Origin of the sequence: Cryobacterium sp. Hh11, from assembly GCF_004404045.1 — a bacterium.
Lineage (GTDB): Bacteria > Actinomycetota > Actinomycetes > Actinomycetales > Microbacteriaceae > Cryobacterium > Cryobacterium levicorallinum.
Window position 1 is genome coordinate 71946 of record NZ_SOHF01000003.1, and the last position, 26003, is coordinate 97948.

Below are 26003 nucleotides of genomic sequence, written 5' to 3' on the forward strand. Positions count from 1 at the left end.
AACCACTGTTTTTGCCTGAGGCGGCCGGGGTTTCGCGTGATTTGGCCCTTATAGCCAGTCCCGACGCTTGAAGACGAGGTACAGGGCGCATCCCATCGCGAGCATCAAGGCGAGCGCGAACGGGTAGCCCAGGGTCCAATGCAGTTCGGGCATGTGGTCGAAGTTCATGCCGTAGATGGTTCCGACCAGGGTCGGCGCGAACAGGATCGCCGCCCAGCTGGAAATTTTCTTGACCTCTTCGCTCTGCGCCAGGCTGGTCTCCGACAGGTGCCGCATTTCGTCGTTCTGGGCCTGTCCCACGAGGGTGCTGTGCACGGTCAGCGCGTTTTGCAGCAGCTGCCGAAAGGCGTCGCCACGTTCAACGATGCGCAGGGTATGGTCGAGCACATCGCGCAGGTGCCGGTGCAGTTCCAGGTCGACGTTGTATTTGTCGAAGCCACGCTGCATGGACTCAAACATACCCACGAGCGGTTGGGTGGCTCGTTGAAACTCGATCACTTCGCGGGACAGGGCGTAGATGCGTCGGCTGACCTCGGGGTCACCGTCGAAAAGTTGGTCTTCGATCTCATCGATGTCATTTTCGAGGCCGGCCACGACCGGCCCGTACTCGTCGACGACCTGGTCGAGAATCGCATACAGCACGGCTTCCGGGCCGAGGGCGAGCAGGTGCGGTGCCTGCTCCATCCGCTGGCGCACCTGGGCGAGGTCGGGCGATTCCGCGTGACGGATGGTGACGACGAAGTCCGGGCCGACGAAGACGTGCAGCTCACCGAATTCAACGCGTTCCTCGTCGTCCATATAGCGAGCGGGGCGCAGCACCACGAACAAAATATCGCCGAACCGCTCGATCTTCGACCGCTGATGGCCCTTGAAAGCATCCTCAATGGCCAGGTGGTGCAGGCTGAACTCGGTGGCGACGGCCCGCACTTCCTCCTCGCTCGGCCGGTACAGTCCGATCCAGGCGAAGCCCTTATGCTCCTTCATGACCTCGAAGGTCTCGTCGAGGCTGGGCGGTGTCGAAACCCGATGCCCGTCCACGTAAACCGCGTTGTCCACCAGGGCCATGGGCTCTCCTTGTTCGCTCCTAGTTTGCCACCGCGTACGGTTGCAGAGTGACGCAAACGGATGTCTCCCTCTTCCTGGCTTCGCGGGCGCCGCACCCCGAGACCGACCGTCTGCACCTGGCCGAGGCCGTCGCCCGGGTCTGCCGGGTTGAGCTCACCGAGGTCACCATCGCGCAGCGCTGCGAGCGCTGCGGCGGCGCACACGGGAAACCCCGCGTACTGCGGCCCCCGAGCACCTTCGTGAGCCTGAGCCGCGCCGCCTCGACCGTCGCCGTCGCCGTGTCGCTGGCCGGGCCGATCGGTGTCGATATCGAGAGCGTCAGCGCGGTCGGCCGGGCCGGGTTCGACGACGTCGCGTTCAACGGGCCCGAGCAAGAAGCCCTGCGGGCGGTGCCGATAGCGGCACGCGACCGGGTGCGCGCGACGCTCTGGACGGCGAAGGAAGCGGTGCTCAAACTGTCCGGGGCGGGGCTGACGGTGGACCCGCGGGAGCTGACCGTTGTATACCCGAAAGCGGCGTCATCCGTTCTCGTGATGGAGCCGCGGTGGCAGCTGCTGAGTTGGCCGGGCGCTTCCCTCGATCTGGCCGACCTGCACCTGGCGGGCTTCGACGCCGGCCCAGGCCTGGTCGGCACGGTGGCCACCCTCGGCCCGGACGCGCCCCGGATCGTGCTGCTCCCCCAAACGTGAGGCGCAGCGTAACGGATGCCTGTTGCTGGTGCCCACAGGCGCCGCCGCCGGCATCCATTTCATGCTGCGCGGGACTTGCGCCGCTGCGCAGGAGGGCCACCTCCCGCGCGGCGCGCCACACGCGCGACCCGCCCAGCGCGGCTATCGGCTCGGCAGAGCCCGCTACCGCACCCAGCGCAGCTAGAGGCTTGGCAGGGGCCGCTCCTGCACCCAGCGAGCCACGAACCCGCCGATTGCCCGACTGCCGGTGTGCTCGGCGAAGAACTCGATGAAGTCATCGGTGGAGACATACCCGTGCCGCCGGGCCGACGTGTAGGCGCGCAGGGCCGAAAAGAAGGCCTCGTCGCCGAGCGACTTGCGAATGGCGTGCAGGGCGAGCGCTCCCCGTTTGTAAACGCGGTCGTCGAACATGGCGTGCGGGCCCGGGTCTCCGACGACGATGTCGTGGGGCAGCGCAGCGACCTTGCCGCGGTGCAGGGCGGCCAGAACGTCGGCGGTGCGACCGCCGCGTTCCTCTTCCCAGAGCCATTCGGCGTAGCAGGCGAAACCCTCCTGCAGCCAGATGTCCTGCCAGCGGGCCACGGTGAGGCTGTTGCCGTACCACTGGTGCGCCAGTTCGTGGGCGATCAGCCGGTCTTCGCCGTGGTTGCCGTCGACGTGGTTGCTGCCGAACACGGCCAAGCCGTGCGCCTCGAGCGGAATCTCCAGCTCGTCCTCGGTGACGACGACGGAGTATGACGCGAACGGATACGGCCCGAATCGGTCGGCGAAGAACGCGATCATCTCGGTGAGGCGGGCGAAGTCGGTGCCGACCCGGGTGGCCAGTTCAGCCGGAAAGTACAGGCTGTGCGCGACCGGCCGGGCGGCGAGGTCGCGGCGGCGGTACCGACCGATCAGCACGGTCGCGAGGTAGGTGGCCATTGGCTCCCGCACGTCGAAGGTCCAGCTGGTGCGCCCGGAGCGGCTCGACTGTGCCGACAGCGCCCCGTTGGACACCACGGTGTACCCGGATTCACAGCCGACGGTGATGCAAAAGGTGGCTTTGTTGCTCGGATGGTCGTTGCACGGAAACCAGGAGGGGGCCCCGCAGGGCTGCCCGGAGACGAGTACGCCGTCGTCGAGTTCTTCCCAGCCGACATCACCCCAATTGCTGCGCACCGGATGCGGCGCCCCGCGATAACGCACCACGATCTCAAACAGGGCCCCGGCTTCCACCGGTGTGGCGAGCGTGATCACGAGTTTGCGGGCCGTGTGCGTCACCTTCGCCGGCCGCGCGCGGTTCACTGTGACTTTTTCCATGCTGAGGCCGGCGAAATCGAGACTGAATCGGTCCAGCCGCATCAGCGCCCGCGCGGTGATGATCGCGGTGGCGTTCAGCCGGTTGGTGGCCACTCGGTAGTCGAGGGTCAGCTCATAGTGCTCGGCGCTGTAGCCGCCGTTGCCGGAGGTGGGAATATAGGGATCGCCGGCGCTGGCGGCACCGTAAGTGGTCTGCAGAGTCTGGCCCATCAGTCAACTATTCCACGCTCGACCACGGCGGCTGGTGCCACGGCGTGATCGGGTTGCCGGACCAGAGCGACCCGGTCGGCACGCGTTCGCCGCGCATCACGAGCGAGCCGGGGCCGACGGTCGCTCCGGCATCGATTGACGCCGCTGGCAGAATGACACCGTTCGGGCCCAGGGTGGCACCCTCGGCGAGTTCGACGGCGTCAAGCTGCATGATCCGATCGTGAAACAGGTGGGTCTGCACGACGCAGCCGCGGTTGACCGTGCTGCCGGCACCGAGTCGCACGAGATCGGCTTCGGGCAGCCAATAGGTTTCGCACCAGACACCGCGCCCCACCGTGGCGCCGAGGGTGCGCAGCCACACGGCGAGCGCCGGCGTGCCCGATGCTTTCTCGGCGAACCACGGGCGAGCCACCATCTCCACGAAACTGTCCGACACCTCGTTGCGCCAGATGAACGATGACCAAAGCGGATGCTCCGACGCGTCGATCCGCCCGACCAGCGTCCACTTGACCACCGTCGTGACCCCGGCGGCGACCGCGCCGGCCACGAGCATGACCACGCCGGACAGGGCGATGGCCGCGCCAAGTCCGAGCCAGAGCCAGACCAGGTCGAGCAGGGCAAGCACGAGCAGCGCGATCCAGGCGGTCGTGAAGCCGGCCACGATCCGCAGCAGTTCCCAGAGTGACCGGGCAACTTTCAGGCGAACGGGAGGGTGGAACGTTCGCGAGTCGTCGGCATCCGTTTGCCTGCGCCGCAGGCGGGCCGGCGGGTTACCGAGCCAGCTGGAACCGCGCTTGGCCTTGCGCGGCGTCGAGGAGAGCACAGCGACGAGCCCGTTGCGCGGCACGGTACGACCGGGGCCGGCCATGCCGCTGTTGCCGAGAAAAGCCTTGCGGCCGATCTTGGCCGGGCCAATGTGCATCCAGCCGCCGCCGAGTTCGTAGCAGGCGACCATGGTGTCGTCGGCGAGAAAAGCGGCCGGCGCGATCGTCGTCAGCGAGGGCAGCAGCAGCACGGTTGACGCCTCGACGTCGGCGCCCACCTTGGCGCCGAGCAGGCGCAGCCAGGTCGGGGTGATCAGGCTCGCGTAGACCGGAAACAGCACGTTGCGAGCGCCGTCCAGGATACGTTCGGTCATCCAGACCTGCCAGCCGATGCGGCTGCGCACCGGATAGTAGCCCTCGCGCAGCCCGATACCGAGGGCTCGCACGAAGGCGATCACGAGCAGGGCGTAGGCGAGTCCACCGGCCAGAACCGCGACCGGCAAGATCAGCGCTGCCCGCAGCGCGGCGACACCGAGACTGCTGGCGTCGCCGACGGCACCGCCGACGATGACGGCGCCGAGCGCGAGGGCCAGCGTGGGAATGGCCGTCATCGCGACGGACCCGGTGGCGAACGCGCCGAGCCACCGGCTGGCCCTTGCCGGCCGCTCGGCCGGCCACGGACGCCTTGCCGACCCCGCCCGGCGGGCCGGGGAACCAGCCCAGCGCTCCCCCGGCGGCACGCGGGACGAAACTGCAGCGCCGGGTTCGATCTCCGCGCCGTTCCCGACGTGGGCCCCGCCGAGCAGGGTGCTGCGGGAACCGATTCGGGCGTCGGCACCGACGTGCAGGTGGCCGATCCGCAGCACGTCGCCGTCGATCCAATGGCCGGCCAGGTCGACCTCGGGCTCGATCGAGGCCTGGGCGCCGATGGTGAGCAGACCGGTGACCGGTGGCAGCGAGTGCAGGTCGACGTCGCGGCCGATCTCGGCGCCCAACGCCCGGGCGTAATAGCTGATCCAGGGGGCACCGGCCAGGCTCGCTGCGTCAACGAGCAGCGCCACCTGCTCGGCGAGCCACAGCCGCAGGTGCACGGAGCCGCCGCGCGGATAGTTACCCGGCACCAGGTTGCGCAGCAGCAGCCTCGATGCGATCACCGCGATCAGCATTTTGCCGGGCGGCGTCACGAACAGCGCAAAACCGAGTGCCACCCACCACCAGGACAGAGTCGGCGCAAAGGTCGCCCCGGCCAGGCTCAGCAGGTTGTTCGCGATGGCGAGGTAGACCAGCCATCGGGCGCCGCTGAGCACGTGCAGGGGAATGCCGAGCAGGGTCTGGGCGAGCTGGCTGCGCGCCGGTGTCGGCAGCACGGTGCGCACGACTGGGACTTCCACGGGAGTGCGCGCGTCGAGTTCCTCGGCCAGGGAGCCGATGCGCGGGTGGTCATAGAGGTCGGCGACGGTGGTTTCGGGGTGCCGGGCCCGCACAGCCGACACGAATTGCGCGGCTGAGAGCGAACCGCCGCCCTGGGCGAAAAAATCATCGTCGGGGCCGGTCACCGGCACGCCCAAAATGGATGCCCACGCCTCGGCCAGCCACTCGGCTGTCGGTGACAGCGCCGCGGTCTCGTCGGCCGATTGAGGCAACGGCCAGGGCAATGCAGCCCGGTCGACCTTGCCCGAGGTGCGGGTCGGCAGCGCGTCGACGATGGCCAGCAGCGGCACCAGTGCGGCGGGGAGTTCCTCGCGCAGCCGGTCAATCGCGGCCGACCGGTCAAACGGAGCGCTGGCGAGGGCGAGGGCGACATAGCCGACCAGAATGTGGTTGCCGGCCGGGGTGGTCTGGACCACGGCGGCGCCGCCGGCGACTCCGGGAAGAGCGCCCAGGGCCGCATCCACTTCACCGAGCTCGATGCGGCGGCCGCCGAGTTTCACCTGGTCGTCGGCGCGCCCGGCAAAGACAAGGCCCGCCGTTTCGAAGCGCACCAGGTCCCCGCTGCGGTAGGCGCGATCCCAGCCGAGCTGCGGGTGCTGCGCATATTTCTCGGCGTCCTTCTCGGCGTCGAGGTAGCGGGCCAGACCAACACCGCCGATGATGAGCTCGCCGGTCTCCCCCGCGGCGACCCGGTGCCCGGCCGCGTCGACGACGGCGAGGTCCCAGCCGTCGAGCGGGAGGCCGATGCGCATCTCGCCGATGCCGTCGACGAGGGCGCCGCAGGCCACGACGGTCGCTTCGGTCGGGCCGTAGGTGTTCCACACTTCGCGTCCGCGGGTGGCAATGCGGGCGACCAGTTCGGGCGGGCAGGCCTCACCGCCGAAGATGAGCAGCCTAACGGCCTCGAGCGACTCTTCCGGCCAGAGCGCGGCGAGGGTCGGCACGGTCGAGACGACGGTGATGCCGTGGGTGATCAGCCACGGGCCGAGGTCGGCGCCGCTGCGCACGAGCGAGCGCGGGGCGGGAACCAGGCAGGCGCCGTTGCGCCAGGCCAGCCACATTTCCTCACAGCTCGCGTCGAAGGCCACAGAGAGCCCGGCCAGCACGCGGTCTCCGGTCCCGATCGGTTCGTCCCGCAGAAACAGTCCGGCCTCGGCGTCGACGAACGCAGCCGCCGACCGGTGGGTGACGGCGACGCCCTTGGGCACACCGGTCGAGCCGGAGGTGAAGATGACCCAGGCGTCGTCATCGGGCGTCGGAATGTTGCCGGTCGGAAAGACCAGCGCGGGATCCTCGTGCGGTCCGACACAGCGAGCGCGCAGGGCCTGCACGTCGAGGCCGTCGCGAGGCGCAAACACGCCGCCCTCCCCGATGATGCCGACCACGTGGGCTTCGGCGAAGACCAGCCGGGCGCGTTCCTCCGGGTCGTCCGCGTCGACCGGGACGTAGGCGGCACCCACCAGCAGCGTGGCCAGGATCGACACATACAGGTCGCGGGTGCCGGAGGGAATGCGAATTCCCACGGTGTCGCCGCGCCGCACCCCGGCCAGGCTCAGCGCATTTGCCTGTGCCTGCACGCGTCGCAGCAGGCCGCGATAGCTGATCGTTCCGGCCGCATCTTCCAGGGCCAAAGCCTCCGGATGCTGCGCCGCGGTTTCCGCAATAATGTCGGCGAGGGTGCGGGCCGGCTTGGCCCGGTGGCCCGCCGCCAGCACCTCCTGGCCGTGCCCGCCCCGGTCGGACGTGATCGGGTGACTTTGGCTCTGGTGCTCGCTCACACTGCTCCTTGATCAGGTCGTGGCAGTGGTGCACGGCGCCAAAACACCAGTCTAGAACTCACCGGTAACGCGGAGGTGAACAACCCCGCCACCGGGGGTCATCCGGCCTGGCAGTGGCGTGCAGAGTCTCAATGAAGCGTGCTTGCGCATCCGCTCCCCCTGGGTCGACACCTCGGGGAGCGTCGCAACAGCATTTCCCGGCTCGCAGCCGCGGATATTGGGCAACGTCCCGCCATCCCGGGACGAATGGAGTACTTGACCTTGAAGCACGTATCGAACTCCACCTGGACACGTCTGAAGGAAGAGGCGGCCGTTCACCTCTACGACGAACTACACCAGGACGCGCGCGGCGTGAGCGCAGCGGCCCACGACACGGAAACCTCGCCAATCGAAGTGCAACGCCCCGTGGATTCCTAAACCCTCGCAGCCTTCCGCACAATCATCGAATAGGCAAGCTGAGACTCGCAGCGGCCTTCACCGCGAGCGTCTCCACGGCAACGTGTGTCAGCGAGGTGTTGGCCCCCGGCACCCGAGAAACACAAAAACCCTGCATCTCAGATTTTGCGAGGGATGCAGGGTCGTAAACCGGTGTGCCCCTGGAGGGATTCGAACCCCCAACCGTTTCCTTAGGACGGAACTGCTCTTCCGTTGAGCTACAGAGGCTGGCCGGGCAAGTTTAGCCTGCGCAACGTCGCTGACGCGAAAGCCCGCAGTCCCCCACGTGCCGCGGACGCTGCTGTAGCCCCGCTGCAGCAGTCGCACTGCAGCAGTCGCACTGCAGCAGTCGCACTGCAGCAGTCGCACTGCAGCAGTCGCTCGGACGTACCTTAAGGGCGCACGCCAGCGCATCCGCTTTGCTGCCGTCAGGCGGCGGGTGCCAGATAGGCGTCCCAGTCCTCCAGCGGTCGCTCGATACCGCGCACGACCCAGGTCGTGCCCTGCGGCATCCGCGGGGTGAAGCGCAGTTCCCACCCCATTTCGGCCGGTGTGTGGTCGCTCTTGAGGTTATTGCAGCGCAGGCAGCAGGCGGCGAGATTGTCCCAGGTGTCGCGGCCACCGCGCGAGCGCGGCAGCACATGGTCGATCGTGGCCGCGGACTTACCGCAGTAACAGCAGCGGTGATCGTCACGGCGCAACACTCCGCGGCGACTGACCGGCACGAGTCTCGACATGGGAATGCGCACGTACCGCGTGAGCAGAATAACGCTCGGCCGATCCCACGAGCCCGAGGCCGCGAAAACGGGGTGATTCTGATCGGACTGCACGATCGTCGCCTTCTGGTTCATCACCAGAATGAGTGCTCGTTTGAATGAGACAACGGCGAGGGGCTCATAGCCCGCATTGAGTACCAGTGTGCGCATGCGCTCCCTTTCGAAGGAGGCTGGACGGCTTCCAGCCATTCGAACTACATCCGATGCGTACAGAACAGGAGCGTGACAGCGCGAGAGAGGGTACAAAAAAAGGCGCCGTCACAATGACAACGCCTTACGGCTGCTCACGCAGCTCTTCTCGCTCTGACAACTATGCCGAAAGCACTCGCGACCGCGCACATCCATGGTGTGGATAGTGCGTCGCTCATGCATGGGCTCTCCTAAAGACCTACAACTACATCAGGGCACTAGGTTAACCCACAAATGGCGCAACAGGGAAACCTGTGTGCGCCATCGGTGTGAGCTGTTACCCAGTGTTCACCGCGGGGGCGACTTAGATGCCGATCCGCACGATGTAGTAGTCGCTAGTCCAGATGGGCTGGATCCGCACGGACTGGCCCGTATAGGGCGCGTGCAAAATGTTGCCGTTGCCGGCGTAGAAACCGTCGTGGCCGTCCATGATCACGAGGTCGCCGGGCACGGCATCCTCGATCGCGATCTTGGTTCCGGCTGCACCCTGGCCCGTCGAGGAGTGCGGCAGGCTGATACCGAACTGCGCATAGACGTACATAATGAAGCCGGAGCAGTCGAAGCCGGCCGGGGTGGCGCCGCCGTAGACATAGGGCACGCCCTGATACTGCGAGGCCACATTGAAAACGGATGCGAGATCAAAATTCGGGTAGGTCGGGTTGGCCAGGTAGTCGGCGACGCTCGGGCCGGAGTAGCTCGCGGCGTACGAGGTCATCTGCGCGGCAACTTCGATGCGGCGGGTTTCGGCCGCGGCAGCAGCAACGGCAGCCTCAAGTTCCTCCGGGGTGGTGGCGGTGAATCCCTCGCGAGCAACACTCACGGTCGCTGCCTGCGCGTCGACTTCAACGGCTTGAGCCTGAGCCTTGGACATCTCGGAGGATTCACTGGCCTGAAAGCTGGCTTCGTTCGAACCGGGGGCGAAGGCATAGGCCGGGAGGGCCATCGTGGCGATCATGCCGGTAGCGAGGGTCATGACGACGGCATTGCCGAAGCGGCTGCGGCGCTTCTTCGGGGCCGTGCGGGGCAGCGCTCGGTGGGTGTTTGCCGTCGATTCCACTGTTGCCAGGGCATCGGATGTTCGGCTCAGCCCGCGGCGGGACCTTCTCGTTCCTAATGCAGCCAAAGTTTTAACCTCCGGCGCCTCGACAACACTAGGTTGTTGTCCCGTCCACTTCGCTAATCGCGGGTGTGTTCCTAGTCAAGAGACGGGGCGAACAGGCGTCCTAACTAGAGTCCTTCGACCGTTTCTGATCTGTGGGACTCCCCGAGGCTACAAGAAGCACACCCATTTGTCACCCTGAAATACCATTTTTCTAACGAATTGGTAACGGAACGAGTGTCCCCGGGAGGCGACCGGCGGCATCCGTCGACCAGCGATGCCGGCTGGATCTCAGTGAGCGACCGGGATGTAGCCGTCCGGTGTGCTGACGAAAATGTGACTGGCGACCTCGCTGGGCAATTCCAGGCCGGCACCAAAACCTTCGACCTGTACTAGAACGTATGATCCGGCCACCGAGAAGACTCCGGTGGCGCCGGGCATGACGCCGCTCTGCTTGAGCTGCAGCAGCAGCTCGGGGTCGAACTGCACCGGTTCCCCCAGGCGACGGATGACCGCGGTCACCGGATCGGGTGAACTCGCCACCACCGCCACCACGCTGGTCACTCCCGCCATGAACGCCACGGCCGCCGATTCGCCGAACTCGTCCAGACCCGGAATCGGATTGCCATACGGAGACTCGGTGGGGTGACCGAGCAACTCCAAAATCTTACGTTCCACCTGTTCGCTCATCACGTGCTCCCAGCGACAGGCCTCATCGTGCACGAACTCCCACTCGAGCCCGATCACGTCGCTGAGCAGGCGCTCGGCCAGACGGTGCTTGCGCATCACGTGCACGGCCTTACTGCGGCCCGCCACCGTCAATTCCAGGTGCCGGTCGCCGGAGACGACGACGAGGCCGTCCCGTTCCATGCGCGCGACGGTCTGAGAGACCGTGGGGCCGGAGTGCCCGAGGCGCTCGGATATGCGCGCCCGCAACGGCACGATCTCCTCTTCCTCCAGGTCGAGGATGGTGCGGAGATACATTTCGGTGGTGTCGATCAGATCGCTCATCCGCAGCCCTTCGTTCAGCTCGTGCGCGCACCGCTCATCTGGTGACGGAAGGGTGCCTCGTTGGCGGCCTCGGCAATGGCCCGCACAGCGTTACAAGCCTACCTGCCAGTGGGAGGGCAACTAGAATTACGGCATGGCCGACCTTCTCATACCCACCGATCTGCTCCCCCTCGACGGACGATTCGGCTGCGGCCCATCGAAAATCCGGCGAGAACAGCTCGACCACCTGCTCGGATTCGGCACGGGAGTGCTCGGCACCTCGCACCGCCAGCCCCCCGTGAAGGACCTCGTCGGCCGAGTACGTGGCGGCCTCGCCGAGCTGTTCAGCATTCCGGACGGCTATGAAGTCGTGCTCGGCAATGGCGGCTCGACCGCCTTCTGGGACGCCGCAGCGTTCTCCCTGATCGAGAAGCGCGCGCAGAACCTGGTCTTCGGCGAGTTCGGCGGCAAATTCGCCAAGGCGGCTGCCGCCCCGTGGCTCGACGCCCCCGACGTGATCAAGGCCGACACCGGCTCGCGCAGCGACTTCATCGTGAAGGGCGGCATCGACGTTTACGCTTGGCCCCAGAACGAAACCTCGACCGGCGTCATGGCCCCGGTCACCCGGGTCGCCGGCGATGCTGGCGCCCTCACCGTCATCGATGCAACGAGCGCCGCCGCCGGCATCGACTTCGACGCCAGCCAGGCGGACGTCTATTACTTCGCCCCGCAGAAAAACCTCGCCTCCGACGGTGGCCTGTGGATCGCCCTGTTCTCCCCGGCGGCCCTCGAACGAGTCGAACGTATCGCTGCGAGCGGCCGCTACATTCCGGAATTCCTCAGCCTCAAGAACGCCGTCGACAACTCGCGCCTGAACCAGACGCTCAACACTCCAGCCCTCAGCACGCTGCTGCTGATGGAGAACCAAATCGACTGGATCAACCAGAGCGGCGGACTGGCGTGGGCGTCCGCGCGCACCCAGGCATCGTCATCCGTTCTGTATGACTGGGCGGAAGGCGTCGATTACGCGACCCCGTTCGTGGCGGACCCGACCCACCGTTCGCAGGTCGTCGTCACGATCGACTTCGACGACGCCATCGATGCGTCAGCGATCAGCAAGACGCTGCGCGCCAACGGCATTGTCGACACCGAGCCGTACCGCAAGCTCGGCCGCAACCAGCTGCGCATCGCGACCTTCACCGCGATCGACCCTGAGGACGTCAAGAAGCTCGTCGCGTCGATCGAACACGTCGTCGGCCACCTCGGTAACTAGCGCGAACCGCGGGCGAAAGGATCGGGCCATGCGTCTCTGGTTGAAAGACAGTGAACGGCGACCCGATCCGCTGCCCGCCAGAACGGATGCCCGCACGGCACTGGTCGTGGGCACGCTGCTCTGGCTGATGGCCCTCGGCGCCGCACTCGTCGTTGAGTTCACGGCGCCGCGGTCGTCAGGGGCGGCGAGCGCGGCGGGACCGGGTTGGTGGCTGTGGTGCGCTGTGATCGGCGTCGGACTCGGACTCGCCGGTCTCGCCTGGGTGCAGTTCCGCCGCCGCTAGCGCCTCATCGAAATCGATGCCGTCGAGGGCGTCAAGCGAGTCGTCGTCGGACTCATCATCGTCGTCGTCGTCGTCGTCGCCGGACTCATCGTCGTCGTTGTCGTTGTCGTTGTCGTTGTCGTTGTCGTCGGACTCATCGTTGTCGTCGTCGTCCGAGTCGTCGTCTGAGTCGTCGTAATTCTCTGAATCTGAATCGTCGACATCCGCCTCCGAGTCGTCCTCGACCAGTCGATCCGACCACGGCACCCACTCGGGTGCGAGCAGGGAATCGTCGCCGGGGGTGAGCTCTGTCTCGAGCACCGTCGGCGCGGCGTTTTCATCGACTCGAGCCAGGGATACCGTCCAGCGCCAGCCCGGATAGCCCGTCATCAGGCAGTCGAACAGCAGCGAGATCACGAGTTCGCCCTCATCGAGGTGCCCGATCACCTCGCCGATCGTGTCCTCGTCGGTGATCTCCAAAAGCGCAGCGCGGGCCAGATCGACAGCCGCGAGCAGGGTGGCGTCGGTCGGTTTCGCCGTCGTCGGCCGGGCGTCGGTCGGCTGGGCGTCGGTCGGCTGGGCGTCGGTCGGCTGGACGTCCGACAGGTCAGGCATCCAGTTCCTCGGCGACCTTGCGCAGCATCGCCGCGATCTTCTTACTATGGCTCGACTCGGGGTAGCGCCCGCGCTTGAGGTTGGTGCCGATGCCGTCGAGCAGCTTCACCAGGTCTTCGACGATGATCGCCATGTCGTCGGCGGGTTTGCGGTTGATCTTGGACAGGCTTGGCGGAGCTTCAATCACGCGCACCGAGAGCGCCTGAGCGCCGCGCTTGCCATCGGCGATGCCGAATTCGAGCTTCGCGCCGGCCTTGACGTTAACGCCGGAAGGCAGGGCGGAAGCGTGGAGAAAGACTTCCTGGCCATCATCGGAAGTGATGAAGCCAAAACCCTTCTCCTCGTCGTAAAACTTGACCTTGCCGGTAGGCATCTGAACCTCACTGAGTTTTGGGCGCACGAAAAAGTGCGGGGTGTGCACCCAGCATATTCGGTTGCGGCCGCTGCGTGCCCGTATCCTTAGGCTGTGACCAATCAAACTCCACGACCCGTCAGCCGGATAGAACGTGTTCTCGCTTACATGGTTGCGAGCGTGGTCGGGTTGTCGATCCTCGCCTTCATCGCGGTGATCGCGGCTACGGCGATGGGCGTCAAGGCGGCGCAATTCGGGCAGGGCATCTGGCCATCCGTTATTGTGCTCCCGACCTTCGGTCTGCCGGTTGGATTCCTGCTGGTCATCGCGCTCATGGTCACGGTGGGAGTTCGCCGCAGTCGCGAAGCCCGACGAGACCGCGAGTAATGCTCGGCCTCGCGTCACGACTCCGGGCCCTGTCCGATGCCGAGCTGCGGCACGTGATCGGGGTGCGCGGTGTGAGCGCGAGCGGCATCCACGATTTCTTTGACCTCGCCGAGGCACTGCTGCACCCCGACAGCATCCAGCTGGCGCTCAGCCACCTGGACCGGTCCGTCCTGGCCGTCCTGGCCGTCGCCGGCGAGTGCACGAGCGCTGATTCGGTACCCAGCCTGCACGCCGTCGCAGGGCGGCTCTCAGCACTGAGTTCCGCCGAGGTCACGGCCGTCGATGTGGCCGCCCGCGCCGACTCCCTCGACGCCCTGCTGCTCACCGTTCGCGCGGACGGATGCTGCATCCCCTACGACGCCGTCTCGGCTCACCTGACTAAATGGCCGGCCCAGGGCCTTCCGGGAGCCGCCGATCTGGCCATCACGGTCTCCCCCGCCGCCGTAGCCGCCGTGCCGGACGCCGATATCCCGTTCATCGACCAGCTGGCCGCCGAGCGCGCCTTCTCGGTTGTATCGTCGATCGCCGAGCTGGTCAATGAGCTCAGCCGCGAGCCGGCCCGCGAGCTCAGCCGCGGCGGACTCGGCCTGCCCGACACGAAGCGCCTGGCCGCCATTATGACCGTCGAACTCGAGCTGGTCGCCCCGATTGTGGCTCTGGCCGCGCGCGCAGACCTGCTGGCCCGCTCCGACGGGTATTGGATGGAAACCGAGGCCGGCGAGGCCTGGCTGCTCGAGGGCACTACCTCCCGCTGGGCCGCCCTGGCTGCGGCCTGGCAGGCGGCCCTTCCGCCGATCGTCGCCGACATTCTGCCGCGGCAGGCTGGACTGTTCTGGGGCGAGGCGCTATCGGGATTCATAGCCTGGCTCTACCCGGCAGGCGGCGAGTGGATGCAGACGCAGCTGGCCGAGTTTGCCCGTGACGCCGAACTGATCGGAATCACCGCCCACGACACCACGAGCACCGCCGGCGCGAGCGTGCTGCGCGGCGACCCCGAGGCGGCCGTGGCGACCATGGTGGCCGCCCTGCCCACCGAGGTCGGTGCCGTGTATCTCCAGCACGACCTGTCGATGGTGTCCCCCGGCCCGTTGGCCCCGTCGATCGATGCCCGCCTGCGCGGGATGGCCGACGTGGAAAGTCGGGAACTGGCGTCGAGCTATCGCATCACCGCGGCATCCGTCAATCGTGCGCTGGCCGCAGGCGAGGACGCGAAGTCCCTGCTGGCCTTCCTGGCATCGATCTCGCTCACCGGAATTCCCCAGCCGGTGGACTACCTCATCAACGAGTCGGCCGCCCGCTACGGTCGTGTGCGGGTGGGTACCCTGGCCGAGGACGCCGCCCTCGCGTTGAGTTACGTTTCTTCAGCGGATGCCGCGCTGCTGAACACGATCGCGGTCGATCAGACCCTCGCCCCACTCGGGCTGGTGCGCGCCGACGACGGCGAGCGCCTGCTCAGTCGGTTCGGCGGCGACGCGGTGTTTTGGGCGCTCAGCGATGCGCGCTATCCCGTTGCCGCCGAGAATGAACACGGCGAGATCGTGCACCTGCGGCGACACCAGGTCGCCCGGATCACCGAGACGCCGCCGAAAGATCCGGCCCTGAACCTGGTCGAGAAACTCCGCGCCGGCGACGGCCACGGCGTGTCGGTAGCGGATGCCTGGCTCGCCCGCCAGCTCGACTCCGCCATCAAAGCGAAGCAGACCATCCTGGTCAGCATCGCGATGCCCGGCGGCTCGGTCGTGGACTATCTGCTGCAACCGGCCAGTGTCAGCAACGGTCGCTTCCGAGCTCGCGACCGACGCGCCGACATCGAGCGCACCCTGCCGCTCAAGAGCATCCTGAGCATCACCCCGGTACCCTGACCGATCGGGACACCCAGCGCGAGCATTGGCTGAGTGCGCGGAACCAGCCGGGTACCGGGGACGTCACCCGGACGCGAGCATTGGCTGAGTGCGCGGAACCAGCCGGGTGCCGGGGACGTCACCCGACGCGAGTAGGATTAGGCGCTATGTCTGATGGCCCCCTGATTGTCCAAAGTGACCGCACGGTGTTGCTCGAAGTCGCCCACCCTCTTGCCGAGGATGCTCGTCACGACCTCGCCGTCTTCGCCGAACTCGAACGAGCCCCCGAGCACATCCACACCTATCGCATCACGCGGCTGGGTCTGTGGAATGCCCGGGCGGCCGGCCACGACGCTTCGGACATGCTCGCCACGCTGGAGAAATATTCTAAATTCGCCATACCCCAGACGGTCAGCGTGGACATCACCGAGACTGTCGGCCGCTACGGGCGTCTCGTCATTGAACGCGACTCCGAGGGCGCTCTCGTGTTGCACAGCAGTGACCAGGCCGTTCTCACCGAGATAGCAGGAGCCAAGCGCATCGCGCCGCTGCTGATCGGGCATCCGTCGCCGGAAACGTACCTGGTGGAGCCGTGGGCGCGCGGGCAGCTCAAGCAGGAGCTGGTGAAGCTCGGCTGGCCGGCCGAGGACCTCGCGGGGTACACGCCGGGCACCCCGCACGACATCGCCCTGCGCGAAGACGGCTGGGCGCTGCGCGACTACCAGAACAAGGCCGTCGCGAGCTTCTTCGACGGCGGCAGCGGTGTGGTCGTGCTGCCCTGTGGCGCCGGTAAGACACTGGTCGGTGCCGGAGCCATGGCCACCGCGAAGACCAACACCCTCATCCTGGTGACCAACACCGTCTCGGCGCGACAGTGGCGCGACGAACTGCTCAAGCGCACCACGCTCACGCCCGACGAGATCGGCGAATACTCCGGGCAGGTCAAAGAGGTCAAGCCCGTCACCATCGCGACCTATCAAATTCTCACCGCGAAGCGCAAGGGTGAGTACGCCCACCTCGAGCTGCTCGATGCCATGGACTGGGGCCTGGTGATCTACGACGAGGTTCACCTGCTGCCAGCACCCGTGTTCAAGCTCACCGCCGAGCTGCAGGCGCGCCGCCGCCTCGGCCTGACCGCCACCCTGGTACGCGAAGACGGCCGCGAGGGCGATGTGTTCAGCCTGATCGGCCCCAAGCGGTTCGACGCACCGTGGAAGGAGATCGAAGCCCAGGGCTTCATCTCGCCCGCCAACTGCTATGAGGTGCGCATCGACCTGCCACAGTCGGAGCGGCTCAGCTATGCCGCGGCAGCGGACGACGAGCGGTACCGCATGGCCGCAACCGCACCGGCCAAGCTCGGCGTGGTGCAGGCCCTGATCCAGAAGCACGAGGGCGAACGCATCCTGGTGATCGGCCAGTACCTCGACCAGATCGACGAACTCGCCGCGGTCTTGAACGCTCCCCAGCTCACCGGTGCCACCCCAATCGACGAGCGAGAACGGTTGTATCAGGCGTTCCGGGTGGGCGAGGTCAAGGTGCTCGTGGTGTCGAAGGTTGCCAATTTCTCGGTCGATCTGCCCGAGGCGACCGTGGCCATCCAGGTGTCCGGCTCGTTCGGCTCCCGCCAGGAAGAGGCCCAGCGTCTCGGCCGGCTGCTGCGCCCGAAGGAGTCCGGCCTGTCGGCGAACTTCTACACCCTCGTCGCCCGCGACACGGTCGACCAGGACTTCGCCCAGAACCGCCAGCGCTTTCTCGCCGAGCAGGGCTACAGCTACACGATCCTCGACTCGCACAGCCTCGAGGCCGCCTAGCTCCTCTCCCGTGCGTCTGATTACTTCCCGGGCCCGGGCCCGGAAAGCGGGCCCATGCTAGATCATGGGCCCGCTTTCGCAAGGTGGGCCCAGGCGGATGCCGACGCCGGGGTCAGCGCATAATCCCGCCTAGCGCCACGGCCACCGACCCGTGAGTTTGCAGTGTCGACCCGTGAGTTTCGCGGCGTTGAAACGTTTAATTCGCCCCAACACTCACGGCTCGGCAACGAGCGCGCGCTCAGGATCGGGCGTAGCGCAGAAAGAGCATGTCGCCGGCGCGCAGCACGTGCAGCAACTCCATAGCGCGGGTCACAGCACTAGCGCCAACGGCGATACGCCCGGCAGAGCCCCCCACCAGCACCGGGCTGAAACTCAGGCACAACTCGTCGACACAGTCCGCCGCGAGCAGGTCGCCGAACAGGTGCGGCCCCCCCTCGCACAGGATCTGCGGCAATCCGCGTTCGGCGAGCGCCGCCACCACACGGTGCGGCTCGACTTCTTCGTCGCCGCACACGATCACGTCGGCCACCGCGGCGAGCGCGGCCCGCCGGTCTGACGGGGCGGCCGCGTGGGTCAGCACGATAGGGCGGGTCGCGGCTTCCCTGAAAAGCGGATGCCGCGGGTCGAGATCCAGACGCCCCGACACCACGGCCAGCGGAGGCTGGGCGGCCAGACCCGCCTGCGTGCGCCAGGCCGCGTCATCCGCTGATAAATGAATGCCGCCGTAGCCCTCGGCCCGAACGGTGCCGGCCCCGATGAGGATCACGTCGGTCAGTAGCCGCAGGGTGTCGAACACGAGTTTGTCGTCGGCGTTGTTCAGGCCGCCGCTCAGGCCGTCGATGGTTGCGGCGCCGTCGAGGCTCGCGATGAAGTTGACGCGCGTCCGCGGCGCCCCGCGGTCGGCCACCCGGTAGTGCTCGATCAGTTCCGCTCGTGGCGGCAGCTCGGCGCGCATCAGGTGAGGTTGTGACGCTCGTAGGCGGGCTGCCGAAGCCCGAGGATGGCCTCGGTCATGCGCACGGCATCGACCGCCGCGCGCACGTTGTGCATGCGCACGATCCGCGCCCCCTGCAGAATGCAGACCGTCATGGCGGCCAGCGACCCGTCGACCCGTTCGCCGCGCGGCCGATCGAGGCTCTCCCCGACGAAATCCTTATTGGAGACGGCCACCAGCGTCGGCAGGCCGAGCCCGGTAATCTCGCCGAGCCTCCGGGTGAGTTCGAGCGAGTGCCGCGTGGTCTTGTTGAGGTCATGGCCGGGGTCGATGATGATGCGGTCGGCCCGCACCCCCCGCCCGAGGGCTCGGTCGACGCGGGCGAGCAGAAACGCGCTGATCTCGCCGACAACATCGTCGTACTGCGGCGCAGGGTAGGGCATGCGCGGCGCCGCGAGGCTGTGGGTGATCACGAGGGTGGCATCGCTGTCGGCGACGACGTCGGCCATCGCCGGGTCGTGCACGCCGGTGGTGTCGTTGATCACGTGCGCGCCGGCGGCAATGCTCGCGGCGGCCACGGCCGGGTGGAAGGTGTCGACCGAGATGACCACGCCGGCGCCGCGCAGCGCCTCGACCACCGGAACGACCCGGTCGATCTCCTCCTCGATCGGCACGATTGGCCCGGGCGCGAACTTGGCGCCACCGATGTCGACCCAGTCTGCCCCGTCGGCAATGGCCTTCTGCGCCGCCAAAACGGACGCGTCGAGCGCGAACGTTGCACCCTGGTCGTAGAACGAGTCCGGCGTGCGATTGACGATGGCCATCACGGCCACCTCGCGATCGAAATCGAAGGTGCGGCCGCCGATCAACCGGCGCGGAGCATCCAGTCGAGGAAGCATCACTCCCGGAGCGGAGTTGATTCTCGTGCAGGTCATAACGGTCCTCACCATTGGAACAAATCGATTATTCCATTCCATCATGTCGCCAACTCCTGCCGCGGAACGGATCGTCGGCCGCCGATCCCCCGTACACGGACTTACTCTCAGCAAAGCTCCAGCTAACACGCAGATACTGGGTGCATGACTGACGGCCCCCGCATCCTTATCGTCGATGACGAACCCAATATCCGCGACCTACTCACCACCAGCCTCCGCTTCGCCGGCTTCGCCGTACGCGCAGTGGGCAACGGCGCGCAGGCTATCTCCGCCGTGCTCGAGGAGGAACCCGACCTCATCATTCTCGATGTCATGCTGCCCGACATGAACGGTTTCGGTGTCACCAAGCGCCTGCGTTCGGCCGGCTACACGGCCCCGATCCTTTTCCTGACGGCCAAGGATGACACCGAAGACAAGATCACCGGCCTCACCGTCGGCGGCGACGACTACGTGACCAAGCCGTTCAGCCTCGACGAGATCGTCGCCCGGATCAAGGCCATCCTGCGTCGCACCATGCACGCCGATGAAGATGCCGTCATTCGCGCCGGCGAACTCACCATGGATCAGGACACGCACGAGGTTCTCGTCGGCACCGAGGCGATCGAACTGAGCCCGACCGAGTTCAAGCTGCTGCGCTACCTCATGCTCAACCCCAACCGGGTGCTGTCGAAGGCGCAGATCCTCGATCACGTCTGGGAATACGACTTCAACGGTGACGCCGGAATCGTGGAGAGCTACATCTCGTACCTGCGCCGCAAGGTCGACGTGCACTCGAGCGAACCGCTGATTCAGACCAAGCGTGGTTTCGGCTATATGCTCAAGGCCGCCAAAGCGTAGTCACGGCGTTCGTTATACACAGCGAGCTTTCGTAGACTAAAACCTCTTATGCACGAAACCCTGTCCAGGCGGTGGAGCAGCATCTCCCTCCGTTCCAAGATCACCGGTGTCACGGTGTTGATGCTCACGCTCGGCCTGCTCGTTTCCGGCATCGGCACAATGGCCATGCTCAAGCAGTATGTGGTGACCCAGGTCGACACCCAGCTGCAGGTCGACACGCAGACCGCGCTCAGCGGTTACTCGTCGAGCGTGTTCTCGCAGGGTGATACCGAGGGCGTCGCCTCGGACTATTTCGTGGCCCTGTACGACCAGGACGGCGCGCTGATCACCCGCACCTGGCAGGAACGCGACCACGCCGAGCTGCCGGTTGTGGGCATGCCGCTCGACCTGAAACGGGTCTCGCAGCTTGACGGACAGATTCAAACTCTGTGGGACGCCGCCCACGACACCGAGTTTCACGCGATCATGGTTCCCGTGGTGATCAGCCCCACCGGCACCTACGGCACCCTCGTCATGGCCGTGTCGCTGCGGCCCACCGAGAACACCATGGCCACCTACCTCACGATCTTTCTGGGTTTCGGCGCCGGGGTCGTGCTGATCGGCGCCATGCTCACCCGCGTGCTCGTCACCACAACATTCGTGCCGTTGCGCGAGGCGGAGCAGACCGCCGCGGCGATCGCCGACGGTGACTTCAGCCAGCGGCTCGGCGGCGCAACGCCGAACACCGAGGTCGGACGCCTCAACCGCTCGCTCAACATCATGCTCAGCCGCATCGACCGGGCCTTCAAAGACCGCGCCCGCACCATTGACCAGATGCGCCGCTTCGTCGGCGACGCCAGCCACGAACTGCGCACCCCCCTGGTTTCGGTGCGCGGCTACGCCGAGCTGTACCGCATGGGTGCCCTGCAGACCCCCGAAGATGTCGCCCAAGCCATGGAACGCATCGAAAAAGAGGCCATTCGTATGGGCGGTCTGGTCGAGGATCTGCTCGAACTCGCCCGCCTCGACGAGACCAAGCCGCTCGCGCTCACCCCGGTCGACCTCGTTCCGCTGGCCCGCGACGCCGCCCTCGATGCCATGGCCAGCTCACCGGGCCGCCAGGTGACGGTGGTGATTCCCCCGCCCGTGCTTGTGTCACTCGAGGCTGACGCCGATTTGGACCACCACTTCGGTGACTCCGGCGAGATCGACAACGATGGAACGGAGAGCGTCACCACCGGCACGATTACCCGGCCGTCCGGAACGGGCACTCCGACCGGTGCCATTGCCTTCGCCGGCGCCACCCTGGCCCGGCTGCGCACCCGCAAACCGCGCCGCACAACCGCTGTGCTGCCCGATGCCGGCCTGACTGTGTTGCCCGTCGTGCCCCAGCTGCCGCCCGTGGTGATGGCCGAAGAGAACAAGATTCGCCAGGTCATCACCAACCTGATGGGCAATGCGATGCGGTTCACCGCCTCGGACAGCCCGATCGAACTCGAGGTCGCAGTCGACCCGCGCACCCTGCGGGCATCGATCGCCATCGTCGACCACGGCGAGGGCATCCCGCCGCAGATTCGGGAGAAGATCTTCCAGCGCTTCTGGCGCGCCGACTCCAGCCGCGCCCGCGAAACCGGTGGCAGCGGCCTCGGCCTCGCCATCGTCGCCGCCATCGTCGCCAGCCACAACGGCACCGTCGACGTCGTCGACACCCCCGGTGGCGGCGCCACCTTCCGGGTCTCGCTCCCCCTCGCCGGCACGCCGAGCGCGCCGCTGCACGCCCAGCCCGTCATTCCGTAGCGGCCCTCCTGCACCGGCCGCGGCAGGCGGCATCCATTCACAAATTGACTGCCGGGCAGCGGATGCTGCACGCTCGCCTTCTACGCTCATGGTCACCAACATCCATGTTTGAGTAGCAGGAAGGCACACCATGACGAGCTTTCAGGTCGACAGCGATGCGGTGCAGAGCACCGCCAACACCGCACGCGGCACGATCGGGCGAGTGCAGGCCGATGTGGCCGAGCTCAACGCCCAGCTCACCAGCCTCGAAGGGTTCTGGACCGGCCAAGCATCTGCCGCGTTCCAGGGGGCTTTCGCCGAGTGGCGCGGCATGCATCAGCAGCTGGAAGAGAGCCTGACCCTGCTCAACCAGGCGCTGAGCTTGGCCGGGCAGCAGTACGCCGAGACCGAGCAGGCCAACACCCGGCTGTTCGCACGGTAGGCGATTCGTGGCCGGTCGGAGTGTGTTATCACGCGCGGGATATCACTACCGCACCCACCGCATCCCGAAAAAGCCCGGAAAGACGCGGATTTTCGGTTGCTAGACTGACAGATGCGCTTACGCCGCCACCGCGGCCACTCGGACAGCCAGCCCGCGCACACGCGGCCGGCGCCACCCCGACATCACACCAAGTACCAAGGATGAGATGACTCTCTCTGCCCACACTCCCGCCACCGAACCATCGACCGGACCGCCTGGCCTCCCCCCGGAGAACAAGACCCGGGTGAACAAGACGGTCTTCTTCGGTTCAGCCTCCGGCATCATTGCCATCGCCCTCTGGGCGATCCTCGCCCCCAGCAACGCGAGCGACGTCATTGCCGCCGTCGTCGGCTGGGTGTCGGTCAACCTCGGCTGGTATTACTTTCTGATCGTCACTGTCGTGCTGGTCTTCGTCATCGTCGTCGCGCTGTCCCGGGTCGGCAAGACCCGCCTCGGGCCAGACCACTCCAGGCCGCAGTTCAGCCTGTTCACCTGGACCGCCATGCTGTTCGCCGCCGGAATCGGCATCGACCTCATGTTCTTCTCGGTCTCCGAACCGGTCACCCAGTACCTCGCCCCGCCCACCGGTGATGGCAGCTCCGTTGAGGCCGCCCGCCAGGCCATGGTCTGGACCCTGTTCCACTACGGCATCACCGGCTGGGCCCTCTACGCCCTCATGGGTCTGGCCCTCGGCTACTTCGCCTACCGGCATAACCTGCCGCTGAGCATCCGTTCGGCGCTGTACCCGATCTTCGGCAAGAAGATCCACGGCCCGATCGGCGACGTGGTCGACATCGCCGCGATCCTCGGCACCATTTTCGGCATCGCCACGAGCCTTGGCATCGGCGTCGCCCAGCTCAACTACGGCCTCACTTTTATGTTCGGAACGCCGGAGACCCTGCTCGTGCAGGGCTCGCTCATCGCCCTGAGTGTGGTCATGGCCACGATCTCCGTCGTCTCCGGGGTCGAGAAGGGCATTCGTCGACTGTCCGAGCTGAACGTTCTGCTGAGCGTCGGCCTCATGCTGTTCATTCTGATTGCCGGCAACACGAGCTTTCTGCTCGACGCCATCGTCCTCAACATCGGTGACACCCTGAGCCGGTTCCCGGCCATGACCCTCGACACCTTCGCCTACGACCGCCCCGATGAATGGCTCAACTGGTGGACCCTGTTCTTCTGGGCCTGGTGGATCGCCTGGGCGCCGTTCGTCGGGCTGTTCCTGGCCCGCATCAGCCGCGGCCGCACCATCCGCGAGTTCGTCGCCGGCACCATGATCGTGCCGTTCGCGTTCATCCTGATCTGGATCGCCGTGTTCGGCAACAGCGCCCTCGCCATCGTGATCGGCGGAGATGCCGGCTTCGGCGAGGTCGCCATGAATTCGCCGGAGCGTGCGTTCTATTCGCTGCTGGCCGAGTTCCCGTTCGCCCCGGCTACCGCCGCGATCGCGACCTTCACCGGGCTGCTGTTCTATGTCACGAGCGCCGACTCCGGCGCCCTCGTCATGGCCAATTTCACCTCGCATCTCAAGGACTCCGAGTCCGACGGCCCGAAGTGGCTGCGCATCTTCTGGGCGGTGACCACCGGAGTGCTGACCATGGCGATGCTGCTGGTGGGCGGCATCCCAACCCTGCAAAATGCCACGATCATTATGGGGCTGCCCTTCTCCGCGGTGCTGCTGCTCGTCATGCTCGGGCTGTATCGGGCGCTTCGGTTGGAGCAATCGCTCACCGACAGTTACCGGGCCAGCCTGCCCGGCCTGTTGTCCGGCCGCAGCACCGACCCGGCCCGGGCGCGCAACTGGCGTCAGCGGCTGACCCGCGCCATGAGCTACCCTGGCCCACGCCAGGCCGAACGCTTCGTGTCGAGCGTGGCCCTGCCCGCCCTGCAGGAAGTGCGTGACGAGCTCGTGACGCAGGGTGCCGAGGTGACGCTATCGCAGGGTGTGGTCGATGGCCTGCAGATTCCGAACCTCGACCTCAACGTGTCGATGGGCGACGAGCGTGGTTTCAAATACCAGATCTACCCCGTGCAATTCGACACTCCGACCTATGCGGTGCGTTCGGCGAGCGCCAGCGGCAAGTATTACCGCATGGAGGTTTTCTCCCTCGAGGGCAGCCACGGCTACGACCTCATGGGCTACAGCAAGGAGCAGGTCATCACTGACGTGCTCGATCATTACGAAACCCACCTCGACTTTCTGCACCTGAACCGGGCAGAGCCGGGAAACACCGCCCTCGCCGAGGACCAGGTGGCTAAAGACAATTGGGAAGCCGATTTCGAATCGGACGAGGTCAAGCAATGAACACACCGATCGATACCGCGCCGCCGGCCACGCTGTTCATCAGCGGCGCCTGGGTACCAGCGAGCGACGCCGGCACCCGCGAGATCCACTGCCCGGCCGATCAGAGCCTGGTCGGCACGGTCAGCGAGGCGACCACAACGGATGTCCATGCTGCGATCCGCGCGGCCCGCACCGCCTTCGACAGCGGCCTGTGGAGCAGCGTTCCGGCGCCCGAGCGTGGTGATTTTCTGCTGCGCGTCGCCGCTGAACTGCGCGTGCGCCGGGCCGAGTTCGCCCGCGCCGAAACGCTCGACACCGGCAAGCGTCTGGTCGAGAGTGAAATCGATATGGACGACATCGCGAACTGCTTCGCCTACTTCGGCAAGATCGCCGGGCAGGACAGCGGACGCATCGTCGATGCCGGCGATGAAAACGTCGTCAGCCGCATCGTGCACGAGCCCGTCGGGGTCTGCGGTCTGATCGCGCCGTGGAACTACCCATTGCTGCAGGCCGCGTGGAAGATCGCCCCGGCCCTCGCCGCCGGTAACAGTTTCGTGCTCAAGCCGAGCGAGCTCACCCCGCACACCAGCATGCTCATGATGGTGCTGCTGGACGACCTCGGTCTGCCGGCCGGCGTCGCCAACCTCGTGCTCGGTGCCGGCGCTGTGGCCGGGGCCCCGCTCTCCAGCCACCCCGACGTCGACCTGGTCTCGTTCACCGGCGGTCTCGAGACCGGCCGGAAGATCGCAGCGGCCGCCGCCGGAACGGTCAAGAAGGTCGCCCTCGAACTCGGCGGCAAGAATCCCAACGTGATCTTCGCCGACGCCGACTTCGACGCCGCCGTGGACAACGCGCTGAACGGCGCGTTCGTGCACTCGGGGCAGGTCTGCTCGGCCGGCGCGCGCATCGTGGTGGAAGCATCCGTTGCCGAGAAGTTCGTCGACGAGCTCGTGCGCCGGGCCAACCAGATCCGTCTCGGCGGACCGTTTGACCCGGAAGCCGAAACCGGGCCGCTGATCAGCGCAGCGCACCGCGACAAGGTCAGCGCCTACGTTGCGAAGGGCATCGCCGAGGGCGCCCGCCTGCGCTGCGGAGGAACCTGGGGCGCAGGCGACCTCGCGCAGGGCTTTTATTACACGCCGACCGTGCTCGACCAAGTTTCGAGCGGTATGTCCGTCGTGATCGACGAGGCTTTCGGTCCGGTCGTGACGATTGAAACCTTTGAGACCGAAGCCGAGGCCGTGCGCATCGCCAACGACACCGTCTACGGCCTGGCCGGAGCGGTCTGGACCCAGGACGCCGGCAAGGCCCAGCGTATGGCCAAGGCATTGCGGCACGGAACCGTCTGGATCAATGACTTTCACCCCTACCTGCCGCAGGCGGAATGGGGCGGCTACGGCCAGTCCGGCGTTGGTCGCGAGCTCGGCCCGATGGGCCTCGGCGAGTACCAGGAAACGAAGCACATTTACCAGAACACCGCACCGGCCGTCACCGGCTGGTTCGCCGCACGTTAG

General features: G+C 66.6%; 21 protein-coding genes and 1 tRNA gene. 11 read left to right on the forward strand and 11 right to left on the reverse strand.

Annotated features, from left to right (window positions below):
• Positions 1 to 48: 48 nt before the first annotated feature.
• Entirely contained in the window at positions 49 to 1065 is a 1017-nt protein-coding gene (locus tag E3T46_RS00430; RefSeq protein WP_134577028.1) for a magnesium and cobalt transport protein CorA, read from the reverse strand.
• A gap of 47 nt (positions 1066 to 1112) precedes the next feature.
• Between E3T46_RS00430 and E3T46_RS00435 the strand changes: the two genes are divergently transcribed.
• Positions 1113 to 1754 (forward strand): 4'-phosphopantetheinyl transferase superfamily protein, encoded by a 642-nt coding sequence (locus E3T46_RS00435; RefSeq protein ID WP_134577029.1) that lies wholly within the window; start codon positions 1113 to 1115, stop codon positions 1752 to 1754.
• A 180-nt stretch (positions 1755 to 1934) separates the two neighbouring features.
• On the opposite strand, the gene E3T46_RS00440 is transcribed toward E3T46_RS00435, so the two are convergent.
• Together E3T46_RS00440 and E3T46_RS00445 are read right to left on the reverse strand one after the other, a co-directional pair.
• Positions 1935 to 3263, reverse strand: coding sequence for a M1 family metallopeptidase (locus E3T46_RS00440; protein WP_134577030.1), 1329 nt, complete (start codon positions 3261 to 3263; stop codon positions 1935 to 1937).
• A 7-nt stretch (positions 3264 to 3270) separates the two neighbouring features.
• The gene (locus tag E3T46_RS00445) at positions 3271 to 7173 is read right to left on the reverse strand and encodes a Pls/PosA family non-ribosomal peptide synthetase (RefSeq protein WP_241980383.1); all 3903 of its coding nucleotides are present in this window, start codon (positions 7171 to 7173) and stop codon (positions 3271 to 3273) included.
• A 324-nt stretch (positions 7174 to 7497) separates the two neighbouring features.
• On the opposite strand from E3T46_RS00445, the gene E3T46_RS17710 reads away from it, so the two are divergent.
• Complete coding sequence (locus E3T46_RS17710; RefSeq protein WP_166790134.1) at positions 7498 to 7653, forward strand: hypothetical protein; 156 nt, start codon at positions 7498 to 7500, stop codon at positions 7651 to 7653.
• 174 nt (positions 7654 to 7827) lie between these two features.
• Here the strand turns inward: E3T46_RS17710 and E3T46_RS00450 are convergent.
• From E3T46_RS00450 to E3T46_RS00465, 4 genes are all read right to left on the reverse strand, one after another.
• A tRNA-Arg gene (locus tag E3T46_RS00450) sits at positions 7828 to 7899 on the reverse strand.
• A gap of 200 nt (positions 7900 to 8099) precedes the next feature.
• The gene (locus E3T46_RS00455) at positions 8100 to 8597 is read right to left on the reverse strand and encodes an HNH endonuclease (protein ID WP_092451054.1); all 498 of its coding nucleotides are present in this window, start codon (positions 8595 to 8597) and stop codon (positions 8100 to 8102) included.
• Positions 8598 to 8940: 343 nt separating this feature from the next.
• On the reverse strand, positions 8941 to 9693 hold the full coding sequence (locus tag E3T46_RS00460; RefSeq protein WP_241980379.1) for a C40 family peptidase: 753 nt from the start codon (positions 9691 to 9693) through the stop codon (positions 8941 to 8943).
• A 333-nt stretch (positions 9694 to 10026) separates the two neighbouring features.
• Positions 10027 to 10746, reverse strand: a complete 720-nt coding sequence (locus E3T46_RS00465) for a metal-dependent transcriptional regulator (RefSeq protein ID WP_134577031.1) — start codon at positions 10744 to 10746, stop codon at positions 10027 to 10029.
• Between the two features lie 133 nt (positions 10747 to 10879).
• Here E3T46_RS00465 and serC point away from each other — a divergent pair, with 133 nt between their 5' ends.
• Positions 10880 to 11998 carry a phosphoserine transaminase gene (gene serC, locus E3T46_RS00470; RefSeq protein ID WP_134470121.1) on the forward strand — a complete coding sequence of 373 codons (1119 nt, stop codon included), beginning with the start codon at positions 10880 to 10882 and terminating at the stop codon, positions 11996 to 11998.
• Between the two features lie 175 nt (positions 11999 to 12173).
• On the opposite strand, the gene E3T46_RS00480 is transcribed toward serC, so the two are convergent.
• Together E3T46_RS00480 and E3T46_RS00485 are read right to left on the reverse strand one after the other, a co-directional pair.
• Positions 12174 to 12875: a DUF3027 domain-containing protein gene (locus tag E3T46_RS00480; protein ID WP_134577033.1), complete on the reverse strand. Its 702-nt coding sequence runs from the start codon at positions 12873 to 12875 to the stop codon at positions 12174 to 12176.
• Positions 12868 to 13248: a cold shock domain-containing protein gene (locus E3T46_RS00485; RefSeq protein WP_134577034.1), complete on the reverse strand. Its 381-nt coding sequence runs from the start codon at positions 13246 to 13248 to the stop codon at positions 12868 to 12870. Before E3T46_RS00485 ends, E3T46_RS00480 begins: the two co-directional genes overlap by 8 nt.
• Positions 13249 to 13341: 93 nt before the next feature.
• Here E3T46_RS00485 and E3T46_RS00490 point away from each other — a divergent pair, with 93 nt between their 5' ends.
• From E3T46_RS00490 to E3T46_RS00500, 3 genes are all read left to right on the forward strand, one after another.
• The gene (locus E3T46_RS00490) at positions 13342 to 13614 is read left to right on the forward strand and encodes a multidrug ABC transporter ATPase (protein ID WP_134443801.1); all 273 of its coding nucleotides are present in this window, start codon (positions 13342 to 13344) and stop codon (positions 13612 to 13614) included.
• Positions 13614 to 15476: a helicase-associated domain-containing protein gene (locus tag E3T46_RS00495; RefSeq protein WP_134577035.1), complete on the forward strand. Its 1863-nt coding sequence runs from the start codon at positions 13614 to 13616 to the stop codon at positions 15474 to 15476. The genes E3T46_RS00490 and E3T46_RS00495 overlap by 1 nt, the downstream gene beginning before the upstream one ends.
• Before the next feature lie 146 nt (positions 15477 to 15622).
• Positions 15623 to 17266, forward strand: a complete 1644-nt coding sequence (locus E3T46_RS00500) for a DNA repair helicase XPB (RefSeq protein WP_134443803.1) — start codon at positions 15623 to 15625, stop codon at positions 17264 to 17266.
• Between the two features lie 238 nt (positions 17267 to 17504).
• On the opposite strand, the gene E3T46_RS00505 is transcribed toward E3T46_RS00500, so the two are convergent.
• Positions 17505 to 18221, reverse strand: a complete 717-nt coding sequence (locus tag E3T46_RS00505) for a pyrimidine reductase family protein (RefSeq protein WP_134577036.1) — start codon at positions 18219 to 18221, stop codon at positions 17505 to 17507.
• The gene (gene folP / locus E3T46_RS00510) at positions 18221 to 19135 is read right to left on the reverse strand and encodes a dihydropteroate synthase (RefSeq protein ID WP_174845358.1); all 915 of its coding nucleotides are present in this window, start codon (positions 19133 to 19135) and stop codon (positions 18221 to 18223) included. Before folP ends, E3T46_RS00505 begins: the two co-directional genes overlap by 1 nt.
• A gap of 144 nt (positions 19136 to 19279) precedes the next feature.
• Here folP and E3T46_RS00515 point away from each other — a divergent pair, with 144 nt between their 5' ends.
• The 5 genes from E3T46_RS00515 to E3T46_RS00535 all read left to right on the forward strand — a co-directional run bounded on the left by E3T46_RS00515 (position 19280) and on the right by E3T46_RS00535 (position 26003).
• Positions 19280 to 19972: a response regulator transcription factor gene (locus E3T46_RS00515; RefSeq protein WP_092112483.1), complete on the forward strand. Its 693-nt coding sequence runs from the start codon at positions 19280 to 19282 to the stop codon at positions 19970 to 19972.
• Between the two features lie 48 nt (positions 19973 to 20020).
• The gene (locus E3T46_RS00520; protein ID WP_092451074.1) at positions 20021 to 21748 is read left to right on the forward strand and encodes a HAMP domain-containing sensor histidine kinase; all 1728 of its coding nucleotides are present in this window, start codon (positions 20021 to 20023) and stop codon (positions 21746 to 21748) included.
• A gap of 130 nt (positions 21749 to 21878) precedes the next feature.
• A complete protein-coding gene (locus tag E3T46_RS00525) occupies positions 21879 to 22169 on the forward strand; it encodes a WXG100 family type VII secretion target (RefSeq protein WP_092451076.1) in 291 nt (96 codons plus the stop codon).
• A 205-nt stretch (positions 22170 to 22374) separates the two neighbouring features.
• Entirely contained in the window at positions 22375 to 24510 is a 2136-nt protein-coding gene (gene betT, locus E3T46_RS00530; RefSeq protein ID WP_134577038.1) for a choline BCCT transporter BetT, read from the forward strand.
• The gene (locus tag E3T46_RS00535; RefSeq protein WP_134577039.1) at positions 24507 to 26003 is read left to right on the forward strand and encodes an aldehyde dehydrogenase family protein; all 1497 of its coding nucleotides are present in this window, start codon (positions 24507 to 24509) and stop codon (positions 26001 to 26003) included. Before betT ends, E3T46_RS00535 begins: the two co-directional genes overlap by 4 nt.

What these genes read in the sequence shown, in the direction of transcription:
- E3T46_RS00430 (WP_134577028.1), bottom strand. Translation starts at nt 1,065, where the DNA reads ATGGCCCTGGTGGACAACGCGGTTTACGTGGACGGGCATCGGGTTTCG.
- E3T46_RS00440 (WP_134577030.1), bottom strand. Translation starts at nt 3,263, where the DNA reads ATGGGCCAGACTCTGCAGACCACTTACGGTGCCGCCAGCGCCGGCGAT.
- E3T46_RS00455 (WP_092451054.1), bottom strand. Translation starts at nt 8,597, where the DNA reads ATGCGCACACTGGTACTCAATGCGGGCTATGAGCCCCTCGCCGTTGTC.
- E3T46_RS00465 (WP_134577031.1), bottom strand. Translation starts at nt 10,746, where the DNA reads ATGAGCGATCTGATCGACACCACCGAAATGTATCTCCGCACCATCCTC.
- serC (WP_134470121.1), top strand. Translation starts at nt 10,880, where the DNA reads ATGGCCGACCTTCTCATACCCACCGATCTGCTCCCCCTCGACGGACGA.
- E3T46_RS00480 (WP_134577033.1), bottom strand. Translation starts at nt 12,875, where the DNA reads ATGCCTGACCTGTCGGACGTCCAGCCGACCGACGCCCAGCCGACCGAC.
- E3T46_RS00485 (WP_134577034.1), bottom strand. Translation starts at nt 13,248, where the DNA reads ATGCCTACCGGCAAGGTCAAGTTTTACGACGAGGAGAAGGGTTTTGGC.
- E3T46_RS00495 (WP_134577035.1), top strand. Translation starts at nt 13,614, where the DNA reads ATGCTCGGCCTCGCGTCACGACTCCGGGCCCTGTCCGATGCCGAGCTG.
- E3T46_RS00500 (WP_134443803.1), top strand. Translation starts at nt 15,623, where the DNA reads ATGTCTGATGGCCCCCTGATTGTCCAAAGTGACCGCACGGTGTTGCTC.
- E3T46_RS00505 (WP_134577036.1), bottom strand. Translation starts at nt 18,221, where the DNA reads ATGCGCGCCGAGCTGCCGCCACGAGCGGAACTGATCGAGCACTACCGG.
- folP (WP_174845358.1), bottom strand. Translation starts at nt 19,135, where the DNA reads ATGACCTGCACGAGAATCAACTCCGCTCCGGGAGTGATGCTTCCTCGA.
- E3T46_RS00515 (WP_092112483.1), top strand. Translation starts at nt 19,280, where the DNA reads ATGACTGACGGCCCCCGCATCCTTATCGTCGATGACGAACCCAATATC.
- E3T46_RS00520 (WP_092451074.1), top strand. Translation starts at nt 20,021, where the DNA reads ATGCACGAAACCCTGTCCAGGCGGTGGAGCAGCATCTCCCTCCGTTCC.
- E3T46_RS00525 (WP_092451076.1), top strand. Translation starts at nt 21,879, where the DNA reads ATGACGAGCTTTCAGGTCGACAGCGATGCGGTGCAGAGCACCGCCAAC.
- betT (WP_134577038.1), top strand. Translation starts at nt 22,375, where the DNA reads ATGACTCTCTCTGCCCACACTCCCGCCACCGAACCATCGACCGGACCG.
- E3T46_RS00535 (WP_134577039.1), top strand. Translation starts at nt 24,507, where the DNA reads ATGAACACACCGATCGATACCGCGCCGCCGGCCACGCTGTTCATCAGC.